20 protein-coding genes are annotated in these 19,347 nt (G+C 58.6%); 11 read left to right on the top strand and 9 right to left on the bottom strand.

Annotation, left to right across the window (positions count from 1 at the left end):
• Positions 1 to 186: 186 nt before the first annotated feature.
• A complete protein-coding gene (gene mltA, locus CYR55_RS18165) occupies positions 187 to 1,359 on the top strand; it encodes a murein transglycosylase A (protein WP_101817775.1) in 1,173 nt (390 codons plus the stop codon).
• Positions 1,360 to 1,442: 83 nt separating this feature from the next.
• The gene (tcdA, locus tag CYR55_RS18160) at positions 1,443 to 2,267 is read left to right on the top strand and encodes a tRNA cyclic N6-threonylcarbamoyladenosine(37) synthase TcdA (protein WP_101817774.1); all 825 of its coding nucleotides are present in this window, start codon (positions 1,443 to 1,445) and stop codon (positions 2,265 to 2,267) included.
• A gap of 5 nt (positions 2,268 to 2,272) precedes the next feature.
• Here tcdA and csdE read toward each other — a convergent pair whose 3' ends face one another.
• Together csdE and csdA are read right to left on the bottom strand one after the other, a co-directional pair.
• The gene (gene csdE, locus CYR55_RS18155; protein WP_101817805.1) at positions 2,273 to 2,710 is read right to left on the bottom strand and encodes a cysteine desulfurase sulfur acceptor subunit CsdE; all 438 of its coding nucleotides are present in this window, start codon (positions 2,708 to 2,710) and stop codon (positions 2,273 to 2,275) included.
• Positions 2,711 to 2,732: 22 nt separating this feature from the next.
• The gene (gene csdA / locus CYR55_RS18150) at positions 2,733 to 3,938 is read right to left on the bottom strand and encodes a cysteine desulfurase CsdA (protein WP_101817773.1); all 1,206 of its coding nucleotides are present in this window, start codon (positions 3,936 to 3,938) and stop codon (positions 2,733 to 2,735) included.
• Positions 3,939 to 4,129: 191 nt separating this feature from the next.
• Between csdA and CYR55_RS18145 the strand changes: the two genes are divergently transcribed.
• From CYR55_RS18145 to rlmM, 4 genes are all read left to right on the top strand, one after another.
• The gene (locus CYR55_RS18145; protein WP_072932547.1) at positions 4,130 to 4,351 is read left to right on the top strand and encodes a YgdI/YgdR family lipoprotein; all 222 of its coding nucleotides are present in this window, start codon (positions 4,130 to 4,132) and stop codon (positions 4,349 to 4,351) included.
• A 362-nt stretch (positions 4,352 to 4,713) separates the two neighbouring features.
• On the top strand, positions 4,714 to 5,634 hold the full coding sequence (locus CYR55_RS18140; RefSeq protein ID WP_101817772.1) for a transcriptional regulator GcvA: 921 nt from the start codon (positions 4,714 to 4,716) through the stop codon (positions 5,632 to 5,634).
• Positions 5,635 to 5,718: 84 nt separating this feature from the next.
• The gene (locus tag CYR55_RS18135) at positions 5,719 to 6,114 is read left to right on the top strand and encodes a DUF423 domain-containing protein (RefSeq protein WP_101817771.1); all 396 of its coding nucleotides are present in this window, start codon (positions 5,719 to 5,721) and stop codon (positions 6,112 to 6,114) included.
• On the top strand, positions 6,107 to 7,207 hold the full coding sequence (gene rlmM / locus CYR55_RS18130) for a 23S rRNA (cytidine(2498)-2'-O)-methyltransferase RlmM (RefSeq protein ID WP_101817770.1): 1,101 nt from the start codon (positions 6,107 to 6,109) through the stop codon (positions 7,205 to 7,207). Before CYR55_RS18135 ends, rlmM begins: the two co-directional genes overlap by 8 nt.
• A gap of 36 nt (positions 7,208 to 7,243) precedes the next feature.
• Here rlmM and xni read toward each other — a convergent pair whose 3' ends face one another.
• From xni to queF, 3 genes are all read right to left on the bottom strand, one after another.
• Positions 7,244 to 7,996 carry a flap endonuclease Xni gene (xni, locus tag CYR55_RS18125; protein WP_101817769.1) on the bottom strand — a complete coding sequence of 251 codons (753 nt, stop codon included), beginning with the start codon at positions 7,994 to 7,996 and terminating at the stop codon, positions 7,244 to 7,246.
• A gap of 85 nt (positions 7,997 to 8,081) precedes the next feature.
• Positions 8,082 to 9,446, bottom strand: coding sequence for a nucleotide 5'-monophosphate nucleosidase PpnN (ppnN, locus tag CYR55_RS18120; RefSeq protein WP_101817768.1), 1,365 nt, complete (start codon positions 9,444 to 9,446; stop codon positions 8,082 to 8,084).
• 116 nt (positions 9,447 to 9,562) lie between these two features.
• Positions 9,563 to 10,408 (bottom strand): NADPH-dependent 7-cyano-7-deazaguanine reductase QueF, encoded by an 846-nt coding sequence (gene queF / locus CYR55_RS18115; RefSeq protein ID WP_101817767.1) that lies wholly within the window; start codon positions 10,406 to 10,408, stop codon positions 9,563 to 9,565.
• Positions 10,409 to 10,482: 74 nt separating this feature from the next.
• Between queF and syd the strand changes: the two genes are divergently transcribed.
• The 4 genes from syd (at position 10,483) to CYR55_RS18090 (ending at position 13,303) form a co-directional block, all read left to right on the top strand.
• Positions 10,483 to 11,028: a SecY-interacting protein gene (gene syd, locus CYR55_RS18110; RefSeq protein WP_420912740.1), complete on the top strand. Its 546-nt coding sequence runs from the start codon at positions 10,483 to 10,485 to the stop codon at positions 11,026 to 11,028.
• Between the two features lie 696 nt (positions 11,029 to 11,724).
• Positions 11,725 to 12,051 (top strand): YqcC family protein, encoded by a 327-nt coding sequence (locus CYR55_RS18100; protein WP_101817764.1) that lies wholly within the window; start codon positions 11,725 to 11,727, stop codon positions 12,049 to 12,051.
• Between the two features lies 1 nt (position 12,052).
• Complete coding sequence (gene truC / locus CYR55_RS18095; protein WP_101817763.1) at positions 12,053 to 12,826, top strand: tRNA pseudouridine(65) synthase TruC; 774 nt, start codon at positions 12,053 to 12,055, stop codon at positions 12,824 to 12,826.
• A 27-nt stretch (positions 12,827 to 12,853) separates the two neighbouring features.
• A complete protein-coding gene (locus CYR55_RS18090) occupies positions 12,854 to 13,303 on the top strand; it encodes a flavodoxin (protein WP_101817762.1) in 450 nt (149 codons plus the stop codon).
• 59 nt (positions 13,304 to 13,362) lie between these two features.
• Here the strand turns inward: CYR55_RS18090 and CYR55_RS18085 are convergent, their stop codons facing one another.
• The 4 genes from CYR55_RS18085 to map all read right to left on the bottom strand — a co-directional run bounded on the left by CYR55_RS18085 (position 13,363) and on the right by map (position 18,268).
• Positions 13,363 to 13,755: a DUF3461 family protein gene (locus CYR55_RS18085; protein ID WP_101817804.1), complete on the bottom strand. Its 393-nt coding sequence runs from the start codon at positions 13,753 to 13,755 to the stop codon at positions 13,363 to 13,365.
• A 132-nt stretch (positions 13,756 to 13,887) separates the two neighbouring features.
• A complete protein-coding gene (gene dapD, locus CYR55_RS18080; protein ID WP_101817761.1) occupies positions 13,888 to 14,712 on the bottom strand; it encodes a 2,3,4,5-tetrahydropyridine-2,6-dicarboxylate N-succinyltransferase in 825 nt (274 codons plus the stop codon).
• 39 nt (positions 14,713 to 14,751) lie between these two features.
• The gene (gene glnD, locus CYR55_RS18075) at positions 14,752 to 17,430 is read right to left on the bottom strand and encodes a bifunctional uridylyltransferase/uridylyl-removing protein GlnD (protein WP_101817760.1); all 2,679 of its coding nucleotides are present in this window, start codon (positions 17,428 to 17,430) and stop codon (positions 14,752 to 14,754) included.
• Positions 17,431 to 17,473: 43 nt separating this feature from the next.
• On the bottom strand, positions 17,474 to 18,268 hold the full coding sequence (map, locus tag CYR55_RS18070; protein ID WP_101817759.1) for a type I methionyl aminopeptidase: 795 nt from the start codon (positions 18,266 to 18,268) through the stop codon (positions 17,474 to 17,476).
• A gap of 343 nt (positions 18,269 to 18,611) precedes the next feature.
• Here map and rpsB point away from each other — a divergent pair, with 343 nt between their 5' ends.
• On the top strand, positions 18,612 to 19,337 hold the full coding sequence (gene rpsB, locus CYR55_RS18065; RefSeq protein ID WP_101817758.1) for a 30S ribosomal protein S2: 726 nt from the start codon (positions 18,612 to 18,614) through the stop codon (positions 19,335 to 19,337).
• The last annotated feature ends 10 nt before the right edge of the window (positions 19,338 to 19,347 follow it).

The following is a 19,347-nucleotide window of genomic DNA, read 5'->3' as shown; positions in this document are numbered from 1 at the left end:
CCGGCCATGAGATTTGCTGCAAGTTGTTTTTACATTTAATGCATTAGGCGCAGGTTTTTTAAACGAAACGGGCCATTTTTGCCGCTTTTTTCAGCGCAGCGGCCGCCTTTTTTAGTGGGGAGAATTCCTTTCTCTATGGGCGTTTGTTATCGTGCGCGGGTGAAAATCCGGTAAAGAGTGCAGGCAATGAAAGGATCGTTAGGCAAATATATCGTCAGCGGCATGGTGATCGCTATCCTGGCCGGGTGTTCCTCCCGGCCCACCGATCGTGGGCAGCAGTATAAAGATGGGCGCCTGGAGCAGTCGCTGGCGCTGGTCAATGAGCCGAATGCAAAAGGGAAACCGGTCAACGCCAAGGATTACGCAGACCAGTTGCTGGAGATTCAGTACGCCTCACCGGGCCTGTTTACCCGTAACAGCCCCACTTACCAGAATGTGCAGCAGTGGATCCGTGCCGGGGGCGATACCCGCACTCTCAGCCAGTACGGGCTGAGCGCCTATCAGATGGAAGGTGTGGACAACTTCGGTAATGTGCAGTTTACCGGTTACTACACGCCGGTGGTGCAGGCGCGCTACACGCCGCAGGGCGAGTTCCGTTACCCGCTCTACCGGATGCCGCCGAAAGGCAAGCGACGCCTGCCGGATCGCGCCGCCATTTATAGCGGTGCGCTGGATGAGCGCTACGCGGTGGCCTACACCAACTCCCTGATGGACAACTTCATGATGGAAGTGCAGGGCAGCGGATATGTGGATTATGGCGACGGCCGCCCGCTGATGTTCTTCGGTTATGGCGGCAAGAATGGCCACGCCTATCGCAGCATTGGCAAGGTGCTGATTGATCGCGGCGAAGTGGCGCGCGAAGATATGTCAATGCAGGCGATCCGCAAATGGGCGGACAGCCACTCCCCGGCAGAAGTGCGGGAGTTGCTGGAGCAGAACCCCTCCTTTGTGTTCTTCAAGCCGGAGATGTTCGCGCCGGTGAAAGGGGCGAGTGCGGTGCCGCTGATTGCCAAAGCTTCGGTGGCGTCGGACCGCTCACTGATCCCGGCCGGTACCACGCTGCTGGCGGAAGTGCCGGAACTCGACAATAACGGCAAGTTTACCGGCAAATACCACATGCGCCTGATGGTGGCGCTGGATGTCGGCGGGGCCATCAAGGGCCAGCATTTTGACATCTATCAGGGCATCGGCCCGGAAGCAGGTCATGCGGCCGGTTATTACAACCACTATGGCCGGGTCTGGGTGCTGAAATCCAAACAGAGCGGCGGGCCGTTATTCACGGCCTACCAGAGCCAGGCCAAACCGGTGCTGAACAGCGGTACTCAGGGCGGCTCCCTGCTGGTGAATAACCCGCAGTAACCCGGCCGGCGGGCAGTGACCGAAGCGGCCTGCGGGCTGCTTTTTTATTTTTCGCCGGGTCTCCCGGTTACAGTGTTGAGGTAATGAACGTGACAACAGCGGCCTATTCTGACGCTTATCTGCAACGCTTCGGCGGCACGGCCCGGCTTTATGGCCAATCGGCGCTGGCGGTGTTTGCCGCGGCGCACGTCTGCGTGATCGGCATCGGCGGCGTCGGCTCGTGGGCGGCCGAGGCACTGGCGCGTACCGGCATCGGCGCGATTACGCTGATTGACATGGATGATGTGTGTGTCACCAATACCAACCGCCAGATCCACGCGCTGAAACAGAGTGTCGGCCAGGCAAAAACTGAGGTGATGGCCCAGCGCATCCTGGCGATCAATCCGGAGTGCCGCGTTACCTGCATTGATGATTTCATCACGCCGGAGAATGTGGCCGCGCTGCTGGACAACAACTTCAGCTACGTGATTGATGCCATCGACAGCGTCCGGCCGAAAGCCGCGCTGCTGGCTTACTGCCGCCGGTTCAAAATCCCGGTGGTGACCACCGGCGGGGCGGGCGGGCAGATCGACCCCACGCGGATTGAAGTCACCGATCTGGCGAAAACCATCCAGGACCCGCTGGCCGCCAAGCTGCGGGAGCGGCTGAAGAGTGATTTTAACGTAGTGAAGAACAGCAAAGGAAAACTGGGGATTGACTGCGTGTTCTCCAGCGAACCGCTGGTTTACCCACAGCCGGACGGCTCGGTCTGCGCCTCCCGCAGCACCGCTGAAGGGCCGAAACGGATGGATTGCGCCGCCGGGTTTGGCGCAGCAACGATGGTGACCGCCACCTTTGGTTTTGTGGCGGTGTCCCATGCGCTGAAGAAGATGGTCGCGAAAGCGGAACGCCTGGCAGCGCAGGCATAACGGCGTTAACCGCCCTCGGCGGCGGCAATGCGGGCCACCGCGTCTGCCAGCGCCTGCAAACCGCCGGCGCGGGTGGCACTGAGCTGCTGGCGCAGGCCGAGGGTGTCAAACAGCGCCAGCAGATCCAGCCGGCGTAACGCCGCCGGCGTTTTCCCTTCGGTGGCGGTCAGGATCACCGCCAGCAACCCCTTCACAATGCGGCCTTCACTGTCGCCATAAAAGTGCAGCGTGCCGTCTTCATTACGCTGGTATCCCAGCCAGACACGGTTTTCACACCCGGACAGTTCATGTTCCGGCGTTTTCAGCGCCTCATCCAGCGGCGGCAGTTGCCGCGCGAGCTGGATCAGCTGGCGGTAACGATCCTCCCACTGGCTGAAGCCGGTAAAGGTCGCCGTCAGGGCATCGAGGGTGATGTCGTGGCCGAACGGGTGGGGGGCAAGCATCATAAGGTTAACTCCGGTCAACTTAGTCCAGCAGCAAGGCGCGCGCCTGATGCACAGCGGCGACCAGCGCATCCACATCCTGCGGGGTGTTATAGGGGGCAAAAGAGGCACGCAGCGTGCCTGTGACGCCCAGTTGCGCCATCAGCGGCTGCGCGCAGTGCTGGCCGGCACGCATGGCAATGCCCTGTTCGGCGAGCAGGGTGATCATATCGCTGTGGTGGACATCGGTAAAATCGAATGCCAGCAGGCTGGCATCAGAACGGCGGAAGCTGCGGAAGCCGGGGATCTCAGCCAGTTGCTGCTCCGCCTGGCGCGCCAGCCCACGGCTGTACACTTCTGCGGCCGCCAAATCCTGCTGTGCCAGCCAGCCCAGCGTGGCGGATAAGCCAATCACCCCGGCAATGTTGGGCGTGCCGGCCTCAAAGCGGTGCGGCACCGGCTGCGGGGTATAGCCGGAGAAAGAGACCTGGCTAATCATCTTGCCGCCGCCCTGCCAGGGCGCCATCTCTTCCAGTAACGCCATCTTGCCGTACAGCATGCCGATTCCGGTCGGGCCATAGAGTTTATGGGCGGAAAAGGCGTAAAAATCCACGCCCAGTGCCTGTACGTCCGGCGGGTTATGCACCGCCCCTTGCGCGCCGTCTGCCACCACCAGCGTATTATTGGCATGGGCCAGGGCGATGGCGCGCGCCAGATCCGGGCAGCCGCCGGTGACGTTAGACATCTGCCCCAGGGCAAGCAACCGTGTGCGCGGACGCAATAGCTCAGCTAATGCGTCGATGTCCGGGATCTGGTGCTGATCCAGCGGCAACGGCACCACCACGGCACCCGTCTGCTCAGCCAGCATCAGCCACGGCAGCAGGTTGGCGTGATGCTCCGCCTGGCTCACCAGCAACTCATCACCGGGCTGAAGCCGCGGGCGGAAATACCCCTGCGCCACCAGATTCAGCGATTCCGTGGCACCGCGCGTCCAGACGATCTCCTGCGGCTGCGCGGCGTTAATCAGGGCGGCCACCTGTTCACGCGCTGACTCAAACTGCCGGGTCAGCGCCTGCGCCTGTGCGTGCTGGCTGCGGTGTACCGTCACGCCGCTCTGCTGGTAAAAGGCGGTGGTGGCGTCAATCATCGCCTGTGGCTTCAGCGCGGTGGCGGCGCTGTCGAGATAGATGCCGGCATGGGCCAGCGCGGGGAAGTGGCGGCGGAAGCCGGCCGCATCAAAGGGGGTCATGAAGTTGCGCTCTCCTGGTTACTGTCGCCGATCCTCGCTGATTTAACGCGGCGGCACAAGGCCGGGCCGGGGCTGGGGGCACTTTTCTGGCAAACTCCCGGAAGTTTGTTATGCTGATTTATGACGGGCTGAATAATTTGCCTGATAACATTAACACGCTCGAGAAAACATCTCTCTACAAGGAGTTCATGATGAAAAAGTTAGCCGCAGTGGTTTCTGCCGTGATGTTAACCTGTACTTTGGCTGCCTGTTCCAGCAACTATGTGATGCACACCAATGATGGCCGTACCATCGTATCTGAGGGCAAACCGCAGGTTGATGACGATACCGGGATGATCAGCTACAAAGATGCGTATGGTAATGAGCAGCAGATCAACCGCGCAGACGTGAAAGAGATGGTTAAAGGGGAGTAATTTTCCCTTTGCTGGCGGGGCCTTGCTCCGCCACACGCAAAAAAAAGCACCGCAAAGTGCGGTGCTGCATAAAATCACTATGGACAGACAGGGTAAATGTACAGGAAGTGAAAAAGAGTAGCTTTCGCTACTGCGTCTGGAGTGCCAGACAACTTGCAAACACAACATCACAACCACAAGCCAAAAGCCTCTCGGTATCCTCATACCCATCAACTTTTCGTTCCGGCCCGGGAAGTGCCGCCACTATAGGTATTTGCTGGCGCATCCTCAACGGACAATTTATAATGTCTCGGATAAAAAAAACTAATAAGTAACTAAAAATTATTTGTTGTAATCACACGTCAACTCATAAGCTGTTTACCATGTCAAAACGACTACCACCGCTCAATGCCCTGCGGGTATTTGATGCGGCCGCCCGCCATCTGAGCTTTACCAAAGCGGCTGAGGAACTGTTTGTGACTCAGGCTGCTGTCAGCCACCAAATCAAGTCACTGGAAGATTTTCTTGGCCTGAAACTGTTTCGCCGCCGCAACCGCTCCCTGTTGCTGACGGAAGAGGGGCAAAGCTACTACCTTGACATTAAAGAGATTTTTACTGCGCTGAATGACGCAACCCGCAAACTGCAGGCCCGCAGCGCCAAAGGCGCGCTCACCGTCAGCCTGCCGCCGAGCTTTGCCATCCAGTGGCTGGTGCCGCGCCTCTCCGGGTTTAACTCCGCCTATCCCGGCATTGATGTGCGTATCCAGGCGGTTGACCGCGAAGAGGATAAGCTGGCGGATGACGTGGATGTGGCGATTTTTTATGGCCGCGGCAACTGGCCGGGGCTGCGCGCAGAGCGCCTCTATGCGGAATACCTGCTGCCGGCCTGTTCACCGTTGTTGCTGACGACCGGCGACCACCCGCTGAAAACTCCGGCCGATCTGGCTTACCATACCCTGCTGCATGACTCCTCACGCCGTGACTGGCTGGCCTATACCCGCCAGTTGGGGCTGCAACATATTAATGTGCAGCAGGGGCCGATCTTCAGCCACAGCGCGATGGTGGTGCAAGCCGCCGTGCATGGCCAGGGGGTGGCGCTGGTCAATAATGTGATGACGCAGATGGAGATTGAGGCCGGCCGCCTGGTCTGCCCGTTTAACGACGTGCTGGTAAGTAAAAACGCTTTTTATCTGGTATGTCATGACAGTCAGGCAGAACTCGGTAAAATAGCCGCCTTCCGGCAATGGATCCTGGCCCGCGCGGCCAGCGAACAGGAAAAATTCCGTTTCCGTTACGAACATTGAGTGCGCGCCGTGGCCGGTACAGGCTACGCGGGCTTTTTGGGTTCTACTTACACACGCCGTTCTTATAGAAAGATGGGTCATACCATGAGCAGCCGTTTCATGCTGATTTTTGCCGCCGTCAGCGGCTTTGTTTTTGTGGCACTGGGCGCATTTGGTGCCCATGTGCTGAGCGCCTCACTGGGCGTGAAAGAGATGGGCTGGATTCAGACCGGCCTGAATTATCAGGGTTTCCATACCCTGGCCATTATGGGCCTCTCCCTGGCGATGCAGCGCCGTGCCAGCCTTTGGTTTTACTGGAGCGGCGCGCTGCTGGCACTGGGGACGGTGCTGTTCAGCGGCAGCCTTTATTGTCTGGCGCTGTCACAGCTGCATATGTGGGTGTTTGTTACGCCGGTGGGGGGCTTCTGCTTCCTGGCTGGCTGGGTTTTGATGTTGATTGGCGCGTTGCGTCTTAAGAGAAAGGCAGATCGCCATGAATAAGTTAGCGTTGTATTGTCGCCCCGGGTTTGAAAAAGAGTGTGCGGCAGAAATTACGGAGAAAGCGGCCGCCCGTGAAATCTTCGGTTTCGCCCGGGTAAAAGAGAACAGCGGCTATGTGCTGTTTGAGTGCTACCAGCCGGACGAGGCGGATAAGCTGGCACGTGAGCTGCCGTTCCGGGAACTGATCTTCGCCCGCCAGATGCTGGTGGTCGGGGAGTTGCTGAAAGATCTGCCGGTGGATGACCGCGTATCACCGATTGTCGGGATGCTGGTCGGGGTGGTGCAGGGGGCGGGTGAACTGCGTGTGGAAGTGCCGGACACCAACGACGCCAAAGAGCTGACCAAATTCTGCCGCAAACTTACGGTGCCATTGCGCGCCGGGATGCGTGAGCAGAATGTGATGGCCCAGCGTGAAAACCCGCACCGCCCGGTGGTGCACGTCTTCTTTATCGCCTCCGGCTGCTGCTATGTCGGCTACTCCTACAGCAATAATAATTCCCCGTTCTATATGGGCATCCCGCGCCTGAAGTTCCCGTCCGATGCGCCGAGCCGTTCCACGCTGAAACTGGAAGAGGCGTTCCACGTCTTTATTCCGGCAGACGAATGGGACGAACGGCTGGCGAGTGGCATGCACGCAGTGGATCTGGGTGCCTGCCCCGGCGGCTGGACCTATCAGCTGGTGCAGCGCAGCATGATGGTACACGCGGTGGATAACGGCCCGATGGCACCGAGCCTGATGGAGACCGGGCAGGTCACGCACTACAAAGCCGATGGTTTCCGTTTTGAGCCGCCGCGCAGCAACATCTACTGGCTGGTGTGCGACATGGTGGAGAAGCCGGCTAAAGTAGCGCAGCTGATGACTGACTGGCTGGTGAAAGGCTGGTGCCGTGAGGCGATCTTTAACCTGAAGCTGCCGATGAAAAAGCGCTATGAAGAAGTGAGCCAGAATCTGCAGGCGATCAAAGATCAACTCGATGAGAACGGCATCAACTCAGAGATTCACGCTAAACAGCTCTATCACGATCGTGAAGAGGTGACGGTGCATGTGCGCCGGATGTGGTCGGCCATCCCCGGCCGTCGCGACGAGCGTTAATCCCCGGCGGCACGCATTGCGTGCCGCTCTCTTTTGTTATGCCGGTAACCTGAGCTGTTGCAGATTCCCATGCAGCGGGACATCGGTGCAGAGGGTCGCCACCTGTTTACTGGCAAACGCCGCCTCCCGGTGCTGCGCCAGCTTCGCCCGCCATTTCTCCGGCACCGCCTCCAGATTGTCATAAAGCGCCTCCAGCGTGCCTGCCTGTTGCAGCAGGGTCACGGCGGTTTTCGGCCCAATCCCGGTGACGCCGGGAATTTTGCTGCTGCTGATGCCGGCCAGCCCCCAGAAATCGGGCAACTGCGGCGGGGTGACGCCAAACTCCTGCATCACAAACGGCAGATCCAGCCAGCGTTTCTGGAAGTAGTCCCGGATCTGCACCTGCGGTGCCAGTAACTGGCAATAGCCTTTGTCGGTGGAGACAATCGTTACCTGATGCCCGGCCCCGCCCACTTTTACCGCCAGGGTGGCGGCGATGTCATCCGCTTCGTGGCCGGGCGACTGCCAGCAGGCCACACCGGCGGCCTCAAAGGCGGCGCGCAGCAGCGGCAACTCCTGTTGCAGGTTGTCCGGCATCGGGTTACGCCCGGCTTTGTACTCCGGCAAACAGCGGTGCCGCCAGCTGTCAGCGCGGTCATCCTCATCAAACACCGCCACCGCGTGGGTGGGGTGCGCATGCTGGCAAATCTGGCTCAGGGCATGGCGGCAGGCATCCTGACAGGGGGAGCCCTGTACCGCATGGATACGCCGGATAAGGTTAAGGGCATCAATAATTAACAGATGGATCATGGCGGGCAGACCTGGTGTAAAACTCCGCCGGAAGCCCGGCGGACAAGGAAAAAAGACGCCGCGGGGGCGGCGTCAGGGAACGGGATCAGGCACAGATCTCATAACAGGGAATGTAAGCCGTGCCGGGCAGTTTCATGCGGTGCTGGGCCACAAACCCTTGCAACAGGCTGTCCATCTGCTTCATCAGTTGCGGATCGCCATGCAGTTTATAAGGGCCGAAGTTTTCAATCGCCTGAATACCAAACTCTTTGACGTTACCGGTCACGATGCCGGAGAAGGCCCGGCGCAGCGCCGCCGCCAGTTCCTGCGCCGGTTGGTCCGGGTAGAGGTTCAGACCGGCCATGTTTTCATGCGTCGGCAGGAACGGCAGTTGCAGATCCGGCTCAATGCGGATCGACCAGTTGAAACTGTAGGCATCACCGGTGGTGCGGCGGTTCTCTTTCACCAGCGGCATCGCTTTTTTCATCTGGCGGGCCACTTCGGCCGGGTCATCAATGATGATGGTGTAGTGGCGGCGCGCCTCTTCCCCCAGCGTGTTAAAGATGAATTCATCCAGCACGCGGAAGTAGTCGGCACTCTCTTTCGGCCCGGTGAGGATCAGCGGTAACACCTGATCCTGGTTTTCCGGGTTCATCAGGATCCCCAGCAGGTAGAGCAGCTCCTCTGCCGTCCCTACGCCACCGGGGAAGATGATGATGCCGTGGGCGATGCGCACAAAGGCTTCCAGACGCTTTTCAATGTCCGGCATGATAATCAGCTCATTCACCAGCGGGTTTGGCGGCTCGGCAGCGATGATCGACGGCTCGGTCATGCCGATGAAACGCCCACCTTTGTAACGCTGTTGCGCGTGACCCACGGCCGCGCCTTTCATCGGCGCTTCCATCGCCCCCGGCCCGCAGCCGGTACAGATATTCAGCTCACGCAGGCCCAGTTCACTGCCGACGCGGCGGGCGTAGAGATATTCGGTTTCGTTGATCGAATGGCCGCCCCAGCACACCACCAGATTCGGGTCTTCATCCAGGTGGAGCGTGCGCGCATTGCGCAGGATAGAGAACACCAGGTTAGTGAGGTGCGCCGGGTTTTCCAGATCAAGATGCTGGAGGCGCCCGGCGCTGGTCATTTGCGCATTCACAAACAGAATGTCGCGCAGTACCGCAAACAGGTTGGCCTGCAGGGAACGGATAATCTTCCCATCAACAAACGCCTCTTCCGGCGGGTTTACCAGCTCGAGTTTCACGCCGCGCTCACGGCGCAGCACGTTGATATCAAAGTTTTGGTAACGATCCAGCAATTGCTTGCTGTTATCGGTCTGGCTGCCGCTGTTCAGCACAGCCAGGGAACAGTTACGGAAAAGACGGTATAAGTCGCTGCTGGCGGTCCGTTTCAGCATATCGACTTCCAGTTGTGACAACAGATCCATAGAGCCAAGCGGGCTGATATGAGTAATCAAAATTGCTCCTTACATCCTGTGTGATGCCGTTGTTGTTTCCTTAACCTTAACGAGGCCCCCGCCTTTTTACCAATACCGGTTTAGTGTTCGGTTGTTTGTTGAGCGACGTCTCGCAATTATTGCCGTACCAGGCGGCCGGCGGCCGGGGCAAAATCGAAATTGGCACGCCAGGGATTGATGTCTAAACCACCACGACGGGTATATCGGGCATAAACGGCCAGTTTTTCCGGGCAGAAAAAGCGCATCAGATCGTTGAAGATACGCTCAACGCACTGTTCGTGGAACTCGTTGTGATGGCGGAAAGAGACCAGATAACGCAGCAGCGCTTCGCGGTCGATACGGTTACCGCGATAGTGGATCTGTACTGAGCCCCAGTCCGGCTGGTGGGTGATCAGGCAGTTGGATTTCAGCAGGTGGCTGACCAGCGTCTCCTCCACCGGCTCGCCACACGTGGCCTGTGCCAGCACGTCGGTGCTGAACTGGTAGTTGTCGATCTCAATCTCCTGATCGTCAATGCATTCGCCTTCAAATCGGCTGATCGGCTCGCCTTCCACCTCGTTCAGGCGGAACAGCGTCACCTGCACGTCGCCTTGCGCACATGCAGTAAGATCGCGTTGCAGCGTCGCCTGCACCTCGTCCCAGCTTGCAAAGCGGGTCTGATTAAAGCTGTTGAGGTAGAGTTTGAAACTTTTTGACTCCACCAGGTTGAGGCTGGCGGCATTGAGCCGGACATCACCCACCGCGACCTGCGGCAGGCCTTTGGCATTCAGCCAGGAGAGTTCGTACAGCGTCCAGATATCCGCGCCGTGGAACGGCAGGTTATCCGGGTAGAGCCCCAGGGGTTCACGGTTCATGCTGCGCGGCACCGCCTGCAGCAATGTGGCGTCGTAGTGATCCTGATAGGCGGTGGGTTTCCCCAGGGTCAGTTTTTGCAGAGCCTGATGCTCCTGATAGGAGGACATGCTGTCACCTTACGTCGGGAGAGGTACAATAGCCGCCCAGTTTACCGTACCCCGCCCAAGAGATGAGAGAAAATATGAGAGATACTATTGAAGCGCTGTCCGCCTTCACCCAGCGTTACGAAGCCCGCTGGCAGGCAGAGACCGGCTTTGCCCCCGCCAGCGAGGCGCTGTTGGACGTGCCTTCCCCCTGTGTGTTGCGCAGCAGCGATGAGGCCGTGTACTGGCAGGCTCAACCGTTAAGCCAGCCGGGCACACTGGCGAATGTTGAGCGGGCGCTGGAGATTCAGTTGCGCGACGAAATCCACGCTTTCTATACCAGCCAATATGCCGGGGATATGACCGCGACGTTTGATGACCAGGCGCTGACCTTGCTGCAGGTCTGGAGCGCGGAGGATTTCATCCGGTTGCAGGAGAATCTGATCGGCCATCTGGTGACGCAAAAACGGCTGAGGCTTTCTCCCACGCTCTTTATCGGCACCACGGATTCCGAAATGCTGATGGTGTCACTCTGCAATCTGACCGGCAATGTGGTGCTGGAAGAGTTCGGCACACCACGCCGTACCGTGCTGGCACCCACCTTGCCGGCCTTCCTGGAGCAGTTGCAGCCGGTGGCCGGTTAAAGAGAGGCTTACGCTTCTGCCCCGCAGGCGTGTAAGAGATCTCTCACACGGGCTGTGAGACATCGCTTTTAATTTCATGTGTTATTATCTGCGCTATAAATAAAAATACTTATTATTCATTAAGTTGATTGATATGGCACGGGTGGGGTTGCAGGTTCCTGTTACGGGTTCTGCTTACAGTGCCTTGCGGCATTAAGGCAAATAAGCGATTGTATGTGCACCACGAGGGAACGCGGTGAAGCAGGATAATCAGGATGATACCCGCTTCAGCAGGAGAGCATTCAGGACGAATGCAGGAGAGTATCAGGATGATGCTCAGGATGCTTCAGGAAGAAGCAAGGGACACCTCCAGGATGGAGAATGAGAGCTTGTCCACGGAGCAGACAGGTGGGTCAGGAAGACTAAAGGAGTGCGCACCGGCAGGGTGCAGGATGACACGTCAGGATGAAAGAGGGACGTCAGAAAAGGACAGCAGGTTAGGATAACCGTTGGAAAAGTTTTCAAGGATTGAGCAGGGAGCACACAGGTAGCGGGAGCGCTGCAAAACGAACCGGGGGTACTGTTTTTACAGTACCCCCATTTTTTTGTGCCCTTGAGGGGCCGGTAATTGATGGTATGCTCTCCCGGCCCGGCCGGATTCCCGGCGACCGGATGATGATTGTGCAAGCTGAATACGTGTAAAAGCTGAGAGAAACCATGAGTACAGAAAACCAGGTTCAACTGCGCCTGCTGGAGATTGAGCAGACGATGAAAACCGCCGGATTATGGCAGGCGGTGCCGCCGGAGCCGGCAGCGTTTGACAGCACCGAGCCGTTCAGCGTGGATACCATGCGCGCCGAGCAGTGGCTGCAATGGGTGTTCCTGCCGCGTATGCAGGCGTTGCTGGAACAACAGGCCATGCTGCCCACCCGCTTCGCGCTGACCCCCTATTTTGAGATGGCCTTTACCGGGCAGGAGAGCGTGCCGCACGGGTTGCTGGCGGCATTACAACGGCTCGACGATCTGCTGAACCAAGAAGCCTGAGATGCTGGAAATACTTTATCAGGATGCGCATCTGGTTGCCGTCAACAAACCGGCCGGCTGGCTGGTGCACCGCAGCTGGCTTGATCGCCATGAAACCGTGTTTGTCATGCAGACCCTGCGCGACCAGATCGGCCAGCATGTGTTTACCGTTCACCGCCTTGATCGCCCGACTTCCGGCATTCTGCTGATGGCGCTCTCCAGTGAGGTGGCGCGCCTGCTCTCCCAGCAGTTTGAGCAGCGGGAAGTGCAAAAAACCTACCATGCCGTGGTGCGCGGCTATCTGCTGGAAGACGGCACGGTAGATTACGCGCTGACCGAAGAACTGGACAAGATTGCCGACAAGTTCAGCAACCCGGACAAAGCCCCCCAGCCGGCCATCAGCCACTACCGTGCGCTGGCGCAGGCTGAGGTGCCGCTGGCCATCGGGCGCTACCCGACCTCCCGTTTCAGCCTGGTGGAGCTGACGCCGGAAACCGGCCGCAAACATCAGCTGCGTCGCCACATGTCGCATTTGCGCCACCCCATCATTGGCGACACCACCCATGGCGACCTGCGCCAGAACCGGGGCATTGCCGCCCACTTTGACTGCCCCGGCCTGATGCTGCATGCCAGCCATATGTCGCTGATGCACCCGGTGACCGGCGAACCGCTGGCACTGACTGCCCGCTGGGACAGCCGCTGGCAGCAGCTTACTACCGCTTTTGGCTGGCAGGGCCGCGTGCCGGCACTGGAAAGGGTTGAGTTTCCGGCGCAGCCGGGTCAGGATAACGGCTGATTCATTCACCCAAAAGGGAGGAACGGCATGGCTCAGGTAGGCATTTTTGTCGGCACCGTGTATGGCAATGCGTTGATGGTTGCAGAAGAGGCGGAAGCCATTCTCACCAAACAGGGACATCAGGTGAAACTGTTTGAAGAGGGCACGCTGGAGGCATGGCAATATTACCGGTCGCACTATGCGCTGGTGATCACCTCCACCACCGGGCAGGGTAACCTGCCGGATTCCATCGCGCCGCTGTTTGAGGCGATCCGTGAGCATGTCGGCTATCAGCCGGAGTTGCGCTACGGCGTGATCGCACTCGGTGATAGCAGCTATGACCATTTCTGCGGCGGCGGGCGTGCATTTGATGCGTTGCTGCAGGAGCAGGGTGCCACCCGGATTGGGGAGCGGCTGGAGATTGATGCGATCGAGCAGCCGGAGCCGGAAGTGGTCAGCGGCCCCTGGGTGCAGCAGTGGAGCACCTTGCTGAACTGACCGGCAGGCATAAAAAAAGCACAGCGCAGGCTGTGCTTTTTTTCCACTGAGCGGCACGGTCAACGGCCGTTGCGGGTCAGCTTTTCCAGATCGGATTCAATCTCGGCGATTTTGTTGGCCACCACCGACTCCAGGTGACGCAGGTCATCCAGAATTTTGCGTTTCAAATCCACCTCAACCTGATCACGCTGGCAAATCTGATCCAGCTCGTCGATCACATAGCGCAGGTTCGGGTTGATCTCATGGATCTCCTTGAACCCCTGACCGGCATTGTCCGCCACCACGGTTTTACGCTGGCGCGGGTATTTGAATTTCACGCTCTTCGCGAAAAATTCCCCCTTATCCTTTCTGAAGTAAATTTTGAGGATATCGTTATTGGCTTCCTGGCGGAGGCTGTAACGGTCAACATCATCCGGATTCGGGATCCCTAAGCTTTTCAGGTTGTCATACATAGCAGCACCTTTCTGGTTATTATCCAGCGGGAAGTATGGCGCAAACCGGCGGCATAAGATGTGATTGCGGCCAATGCGTGCCGTTCGGCGGGCAAAAAAATAGCGGGTCAATGACCCGCTATCAGTTCTGGATTAGTCAATGGAGCGCAACAGCTCGTTGATGCCCACTTTCCCGCGGGTTTTCGCGTCCACTTTCTTCACGATCACCGCACAGTAGAGGCTGTAGCTGCCGTCTTTGGACGGCAGGTTGCCGGATACCACCACAGAACCGGCCGGTACGCGGCCGTAATGTACTTCGCCGGTCTCACGGTCATAAATCTTGGTGCTCTGGCCCAGGTAGACGCCCATGGAGATCACGGAGCCTTCCTCAACAATCACCCCTTCTACCACTTCGGAACGCGCGCCGATAAAGCAGTTGTCTTCGATGATGGTCGGGTTGGCCTGCAACGGCTCCAGTACGCCGCCGATGCCGACGCCGCCGGAGAGGTGCACGTTTTTACCAATCTGCGCACAGGAGCCGACGGTGGCCCAGGTGTCAACCATCGAGCCTTCATCCACGTAGGCCCCGATGTTGACGTAAGAAGGCATCAGCACGGTATTCCGGGCGATGTAGGCACCCTGGCGCACAGCGGCCGGCGGCACTACGCGGAACCCTTCTTTCTGGAAGCGGGCTTCGTCATAACCGGCAAATTTCATCGGTACTTTGTCGTAATAACGGGTTTCCGCGCCGTCAATCACCTGGTTGTCGTTGATGCGGAAGGAAAGCAGCACGGCTTTTTTCAGCCATTGATGCGTTACCCACTGCCCGTCGATCTTTTCCGCGACGCGCAGGGCGCCGCTGTCCAGCAGACCGATGACCTGGTTAATCGCTTCGCGCGTTACGGTGTCCACGTTCGCCGGGGTGATCTCTGCGCGGCGCTCGAAGGCGTTTTCAATAACGGTTTGTAGTTGCTGCATCCTGTTATCTGTCCTGATTTGTCGTTTAGGGAAAAATTTCTATGACACTTTATCGTTTGGGTTGAGGGCTTCTGTCAACCGTTGTTCCAGTTTTCGCCGCGTTTCCCGGTTCAGGGAGCGGCGATCGCTGTCGGCCAGAATAAACAAATCCTCGACCCGTTCACCGATGGTGGTGATCCGCGCGCCGTGCAGTGACAGCCCGAGATCGGAGAAGACTTCGCCGACCCGCGCCAGCAGGCCGGGCTGGTCAAGGGCCACCAGCTCCAGATAACTGCGCCGGTCGGTGTGGGTCGGCAGGAAATTGACGTTGGTCGGCACACTGAAATGGCGCAGCTTCGGTGAGGGGCGGCGCGCACGCGGCGGTTGATATTCCTGGGTCATCGCCTGCACCAGCGCCTGCCGGATCGCCTCGTGGCGGTCAGCAGCCAGCGGGCTGCCGTCCGGTTCCAGCACGATAAAGGTGTCCATCGCCATGCCGTCACGGTTGGTGAAGATCTGGGCATCGTGGATGCTCAGGTTACGGCGATCCAGCTCACCGGCCACGGCAGCAAACAGATAAGGGCGGTCGGGTGCCCAGATGAAGATTTCCGTGCCGCCGCGCGTGGCCTGCCGGCTGACCAGCACCAGCGGCAGGGTGGAGTCATGCTCCAGCAAGTGGCGGGCATGCCACGCCAGCTGGTTCGGCGAGTGGCGCAGGAAATAGTCGGCGCGGCAGCGGCTCCAGATGTGGTGCAGCGCCTCCTCGTCGATGTTGTCCATGCGCAGCAGGGCCAGCGCCTGCAAGCGGTGGTGGCGTACCCGCTCGCGCAGGTCGGGGCTGTTCTGCATCCCGCGGCGCAGCTGTTTCTCCGTGGCGAAATAGAGCTCGCGCAACAGGCTCTGCTTCCAGCTGTTCCACAGGGTTTCATTCGTGGCGCAGATATCCGCCACGGTCAGGCTCACCAGATAGCGCAGCCGGGTTTCGCTCTGCACTTCGGCAGTAAACTGCTGGATAACCGTCGGGTCCTGGATGTCACGCCGCTGGGCAGTAACGGACATTAACAGGTGGCAGCGTACCAGCCAGGCCACCAGCTGGCTCTCACGGGAGTTCAGCCCATGCAGCTCCGCGAAGGCCATCACATCCTGCGCGCCGAGGATCGAGTGGTCACCGCCGCGCCCTTTGGCGATGTCGTGGAACAGCGCCGCCACCAGCAGCAGCTCCGGGTGCGGCAGGCGCGGGTGAATTTCCACGCAGAGCGGGTGGCGCGGGCGGGTGGCTTCGTCGGCAAAACTCTCCAGCTTCTGCAACACCCGGATGGTGTGTTCATCCACCGTGTAGGCGTGGAACAGGTCAAACTGCATCTGCCCGACGATATTGCTCCACTGCGGCATATAGGCCAACAGCACGCTGTGGCGGTGCATCGGCACCAGCGCGCGTGACACCGCGCCGGGATGGCGCAGAATCGCCATAAACAGCTCGCGCGCCTCCGGGATCTCGCAAAGCGGGGTAGGCAAATCACGCAGAACATGGCGCAGCTGGCGCAGGGTGGTGGAGTAGATGCCGTCGATGTCGCGGGTCTTCACCATTAGGTAGAACATGCGCACAATCGCTTCGGGCTTGCGCGCAAACAAGGCTTCGTCACGCAGGTCAATCAGGTTGCCGCGTAACTGGAACTCATCATCCAGCGGCCGCGGCTTCTCTGTGGCGTCCAGCGCCAGGATCGCCTCATCAAACAGTTGCAGCAGCATGTGGTTCAGTTCACCCACGCGGCGGGTGGCGCGGTAGAAATCTTTCATCATGCGCTCAACCGGCTCATTGCCTTCGCCCTGGTACTGCAATAGCTGGGCCACGCTCAGTTGGCGGTCAAACAGCAGGCGGTTGTCATAGCGGGTCAGCACCAGATGCAGCGCAAAGCGGATGCGCCACAGGAAGCTCTGGCAGGCGTTCAGTTCACTGCGCTCTGCCTCAGTGAGGAAGCCGAAGCCCACCATCTCATCCAGGGAGGTGGCACCGAAATGGCGGCGCGCTACCCACAACAGGGTGTGGATGTCCCGCAGGCCGCCGGGGCTGCTTTTGATGTCCGGCTCCAGATTGTAACTGGTGCCGTGGTAGCGCAGGTGGCGCTCTTGCTGCTCCTCGATTTTGGCGCGGAAAAAGTCCGGCGACGGCCAGAAGCCCTCGCTGAAGATGTGTTTCTGCATCGACAGAAACAGCGCGACATCTCCGCAAATCATCCGGGACTCGATCAGGTTAGTGGCCACGGTGAGATCGGCCAGCCCTTCCAGCAGGCACTCTTCCAGTGTGCGCATACTGTGCCCGACCTCCAGCTTCAGATCCCACAGCAGGGTAATCAGCTCCCCGCCGCGCTGGGCCTGTTCATCACTGAGGCGTTTCTGGCTCAGCACCAGCACATCAATATCAGACAGCGGATGCAGCTCGCCCCGGCCATAGCCGCCCACGGCCACCAGCGCCGTTTCGGGGACGTCGTCAAACCCATAGAACGTCCAGAGCCGGCGTAACAGGCGATCAATATAGAGGCTGCGGGCTTCCACCAGGGTTTCGGCACTTTCACCGGCATTGAAGGCCTCCGCCAGCCAGAGCTGGAACGCCTCAAGACGTTGCTTCAGGTTCAGGCAGGTGATCTGCTCATCGGTCAGGCCGGTAGGGGAGGGGGGCTGCTCAGGCACGGAGCGCGGCGGGATAACAGGGATTTCGTGATCGGGAAAATTCTCAGACATAAGCGCAGCCCATTAAAAAGCCGGCAACCGCCGGCTTGTTTTTTTACTGTTCGTGCGTAATCACCGCAGGCAGGGTGTCATCCTTGCGCAGGGTCATTATTTCGCAGCCGTTCTCTGTCACCACAATAGTATGCTCATACTGTGCGGACAAGCTGCGATCTTTGGTTTTTACCGTCCAGCCATCTTTCATGGTGCGGATGCGGTAATCACCGGCGTTGACCATCGGCTCAATGGTAAAGGCCATGCCCGGCTGCAGCACCACGCCGCCGTCATCGGCATCATAATGCAGCACCTGCGGCTCTTCATGGAACCCTTCACCGATGCCGTGGCCGCAATATTCGCGCACCACAGAGAACTTCTCTGCCTCCACAAAGGCCTGGATCGCTTTGCCCAGGCTACGCAGGCGAATACCGGGGCGCACCATCTTAATCGCCAGGTAGAGGCTCTCCTGGGTAATGCGACACAGGCGCTCGCCCAGAATGGTGGGTTTACCGGCGATAAACATTTTTGAGGTGTCGCCGTGGAAGCCGTCTTTAATCACCGTGACGTCAATATTCACGATGTCGCCGTCTTTCAGCACTTTGTCGTCGCTTGGGATGCCGTGGCAGACCACTTCATTGATTGAAATACACACCGATTTCGGGAAACCGTGGTAGTTCAGGCAGGCGGAAATAGCCTGCTGTTTATTGGTGATGTGGTCGTGACAGATGCGGTCAAGCTCGCCGGTGGTCACGCCGGGTTTGACGTAAGGTTCAATGATTTCCAGTACTTCCGCGGCCAGGCGGCCGGCGACGCGCATTTTTTCAATGTCTTCAGGAGTTTTAATCGAAATTGCCATGAAATATTCCGCAGATGTTCAATGGGCTGGCCAACCGGTCAGCAAATAGGGTGCATGGTAATATGGTATCAGCCCGGCAATGGGCTGCCAAACGCTGATTTCCCCGCGCCCTGCGGTGTAACAAGTAGTGGAGTCAGGTGCGGGTTTATGGTATAAAGCGCGCCGGCGAACCGCATCTGCGTCGTGAATAATGACCAGACGGTATCGGCCAACTAAACTCATATGTGTATAACACACACGTATCGGCACATACGCCGGGGTGCCCTGAGGAGCTTGCTCTGATAGGTCGGCGTTATGGGATACGTGGAGGCATAACCCCAACATCTACTATAGAGGTTTTATCATGGCAACTGTTTCCATGCGCGACATGCTCAAGGCCGGTGTACACTTCGGTCACCAGACCCGTTACTGGAACCCGAAAATGAAGCCATTCATCTTCGGCGCACGTAACAAAGTTCACATCATCAACCTGGAGCAGACTGTACCGATGTTCAACGAAGCCCTGGCTGAGTTGACCAAGATCTCTTCCCGTAAAGGTAAGATCCTGTTCGTTGGTACCAAACGCGCTGCAAGCGAAGCGGTAAAAGAAGCAGCGAACAACTGCGACCAGTTCTTCGTGAACCATCGCTGGTTGGGCGGCATGCTGACCAACTGGAAAACGGTTCGTCAGTCCATCAAGCGCCTGAAAGATCTGGAAATCCAGTCTCAAGACGGTACTTTCGACAAGCTGACCAAGAAAGAAGCGCTGATGCGTACCCGTGAGCTGGACAAGCTGGAAAACAGCCTGGGCGGCATCAAAGACATGGGCGGCCTGCCGGACGCACTGTTTGTTATCGACGCTGACCACGAACACATCGCGATCAAAGAAGCGAACAACCTGGGTATCCCGGTATTCTCCATCGTTGATACCAACTCCGATCCGGATGGCGTTGACTTCATCATCCCAGGTAACGACGACGCAATCCGTGCAGTAAACCTGTACCTGAGCGCTGTTGCTGCCGCTGTTCGTGAAGGCCGTTCGCAAGATCTGGCTGTTCAGGCAGAAGACAGCTTCGTAGAAGCTGAATAATAAGGCAAGC

The sequence above is a fragment of the Chimaeribacter californicus genome, assembly GCF_002858675.1.
Classification (GTDB): domain Bacteria; phylum Pseudomonadota; class Gammaproteobacteria; order Enterobacterales; family Enterobacteriaceae; genus Chimaeribacter; species Chimaeribacter californicus.
Note: the sequence above shows the minus strand (reverse complement) of the source record. Positions and strands in the feature narration are given on the sequence as shown.

Excerpts from the sequence above, each read along its gene's own strand:
- mltA (WP_101817775.1), top strand. The coding sequence starts at position 187 with ATGAAAGGATCGTTAGGCAAATATATCGTCAGCGGCATGGTGATCGCT.
- tcdA (WP_101817774.1), top strand. The coding sequence starts at position 1,443 with ATGAACGTGACAACAGCGGCCTATTCTGACGCTTATCTGCAACGCTTC.
- csdE (WP_101817805.1), bottom strand. The coding sequence starts at position 2,710 with ATGCTTGCCCCCCACCCGTTCGGCCACGACATCACCCTCGATGCCCTG.
- csdA (WP_101817773.1), bottom strand. The coding sequence starts at position 3,938 with ATGACCCCCTTTGATGCGGCCGGCTTCCGCCGCCACTTCCCCGCGCTG.
- CYR55_RS18145 (WP_072932547.1), top strand. The coding sequence starts at position 4,130 with ATGAAAAAGTTAGCCGCAGTGGTTTCTGCCGTGATGTTAACCTGTACT.
- CYR55_RS18140 (WP_101817772.1), top strand. The coding sequence starts at position 4,714 with ATGTCAAAACGACTACCACCGCTCAATGCCCTGCGGGTATTTGATGCG.
- CYR55_RS18135 (WP_101817771.1), top strand. The coding sequence starts at position 5,719 with ATGAGCAGCCGTTTCATGCTGATTTTTGCCGCCGTCAGCGGCTTTGTT.
- rlmM (WP_101817770.1), top strand. The coding sequence starts at position 6,107 with ATGAATAAGTTAGCGTTGTATTGTCGCCCCGGGTTTGAAAAAGAGTGT.
- xni (WP_101817769.1), bottom strand. The coding sequence starts at position 7,996 with ATGATCCATCTGTTAATTATTGATGCCCTTAACCTTATCCGGCGTATC.
- queF (WP_101817767.1), bottom strand. The coding sequence starts at position 10,408 with ATGTCCTCCTATCAGGAGCATCAGGCTCTGCAAAAACTGACCCTGGGG.
- syd (WP_420912740.1), top strand. The coding sequence starts at position 10,483 with ATGAGAGATACTATTGAAGCGCTGTCCGCCTTCACCCAGCGTTACGAA.
- CYR55_RS18100 (WP_101817764.1), top strand. The coding sequence starts at position 11,725 with ATGAGTACAGAAAACCAGGTTCAACTGCGCCTGCTGGAGATTGAGCAG.
- truC (WP_101817763.1), top strand. The coding sequence starts at position 12,053 with ATGCTGGAAATACTTTATCAGGATGCGCATCTGGTTGCCGTCAACAAA.
- CYR55_RS18090 (WP_101817762.1), top strand. The coding sequence starts at position 12,854 with ATGGCTCAGGTAGGCATTTTTGTCGGCACCGTGTATGGCAATGCGTTG.
- CYR55_RS18085 (WP_101817804.1), bottom strand. The coding sequence starts at position 13,755 with ATGTATGACAACCTGAAAAGCTTAGGGATCCCGAATCCGGATGATGTT.
- dapD (WP_101817761.1), bottom strand. The coding sequence starts at position 14,712 with ATGCAGCAACTACAAACCGTTATTGAAAACGCCTTCGAGCGCCGCGCA.
- glnD (WP_101817760.1), bottom strand. The coding sequence starts at position 17,430 with ATGTCTGAGAATTTTCCCGATCACGAAATCCCTGTTATCCCGCCGCGC.
- map (WP_101817759.1), bottom strand. The coding sequence starts at position 18,268 with ATGGCAATTTCGATTAAAACTCCTGAAGACATTGAAAAAATGCGCGTC.
- rpsB (WP_101817758.1), top strand. The coding sequence starts at position 18,612 with ATGGCAACTGTTTCCATGCGCGACATGCTCAAGGCCGGTGTACACTTC.